The following is a 1,572-nucleotide window of genomic DNA, read 5'->3' on the forward strand; positions in this document are numbered from 1 at the left end:
TATCTAATCCCCCTTTTTATTTAAGATATATTATATATAAAGTTTTCTTTTTAATTTTATCAATTTATAATTCTAATGAATTATTATCTAATAAGTTGCCTTTTTTCCATTTCTTTTTACTTATTATTAATGCTAGTATTATTCCAAATCCAATTATGCTCCATCCATAAGCAAATAATGCTGGAAGTTGATATCCTCCATACGGTGTCTTTATTTCAGTTAATACACTTTGCACTAACATAAACAATAGTATAGCTGGAGTTACAAATTTAACACATATATTCCACCACTTACCAATTTTAAAATATGATATTTCATTAGTATGTTCTCTTACTACGTCTGCATTAGATATCCATCCAATTAATACAACTTCTAATAATCCAACAACTACTATTCCATAGTTATTTATAAAGTTATCTATAATATCTAATAAGTATAATCCTGCTCCTGTTGAGTAAAGACTACCAATTGTTATTCCAATTATACATATAACTGCAACTACCTTATTTCTACCCCATCCAAACTTATCTATAAATGGAGCTGAAACTGCTTCTATTAATGATACTGAAGAAGTTACCCCCGCAAATAAAAGACAAATAAAGAATAACACTCCTAAGAATGTTCCTACAGCTCCCATTTCACTAAATACTGCCGGGAAAACTACAAACGCTAATCCAACTCCACTTGAAACTACTTCACTCATTGGAATTCCCTTTATATTTGCCATAAATCCTAATATTGAAAATACTGCTATAGCTGATAAGAATTCAAAACCACAATTTGCAAAAGCAGTCATAAATGCACTATTATTTATATCAGTTTTCTTTGGCAAGTAACTAGAATAAGTTATCATAATTCCCATTGCTAAACTTAATGAGAAAAATACTTGTCCGTAAGCTGCTACCCAAACTTTAGGGTCAAATACTTTAGACCAATCTGGTGTAAATAATGTATTTAAACCAATAGATGCACCTTCTAAGTTTATTGCTCTAATAGCTATAATTATCATAATTATCACTAAAGTTGGTAATAGAACTTTATTAGCTTTTTCAATTCCTTTTTTAACTCCTTTATAGCAAATAAACCAGTTTATTGACCAAACCACTAATATCCCTATTAATATTGGAACTACAAAACCACCAAATTCAAAAGGTGATGATGATAATTTTATAAAATCTGTATGGAAAAACTGATTAGTATCACTTCCCCAACTCTTATTAAAACTGAACCACAAGTAATTTGCAGCCCAACTTAAAATCATTGAATAATAAGTTAAAATAATAAAAGCATTAATAGTTGGCCACCAGCCTAACCATTCCCATTTCTTATTAACTTTTGCTATAGCCAAAGGTGTTGACCCTTTAAACTTATGCCCTAATCCATATTCTAAGATTAATAATGGAATTCCTGCTGTAAAGATAGCGAAGAAATACGGTATTAAAAATGCTCCTCCACCATTTGTGTATGCTATGTAGGGAAACCTCCAAATATTGCCTAGGCCAACTGCTGATCCTATGGCTGCAATAATAAATCCAATTTTAGATCCCCATTGTTCTCTACTTTCTTCCATAG

Annotated in this window: 1 protein-coding gene; it reads right to left on the reverse strand. The window is 30.3% G+C overall.

The window, feature by feature from the left end; translation table 11 throughout:
• Positions 1 to 64 precede the first annotated feature (64 nt).
• Positions 65 to 1,570, reverse strand: coding sequence for a sodium-dependent transporter (locus tag E6248_RS15880; RefSeq protein ID WP_316341737.1), 1,506 nt, complete (start codon positions 1,568 to 1,570; stop codon positions 65 to 67).
• Positions 1,571 to 1,572 lie beyond the last annotated feature (2 nt).

It is taken from the genome of Clostridium sp. (assembly GCF_032552055.1).
Taxonomy (GTDB): domain Bacteria; phylum Bacillota; class Clostridia; order Clostridiales; family Clostridiaceae; genus Clostridium.

Excerpts from the sequence above, each read along its gene's own strand:
- E6248_RS15880 (WP_316341737.1), bottom strand. The coding sequence starts at position 1,570 with ATGGAAGAAAGTAGAGAACAATGGGGATCTAAAATTGGATTTATTATT.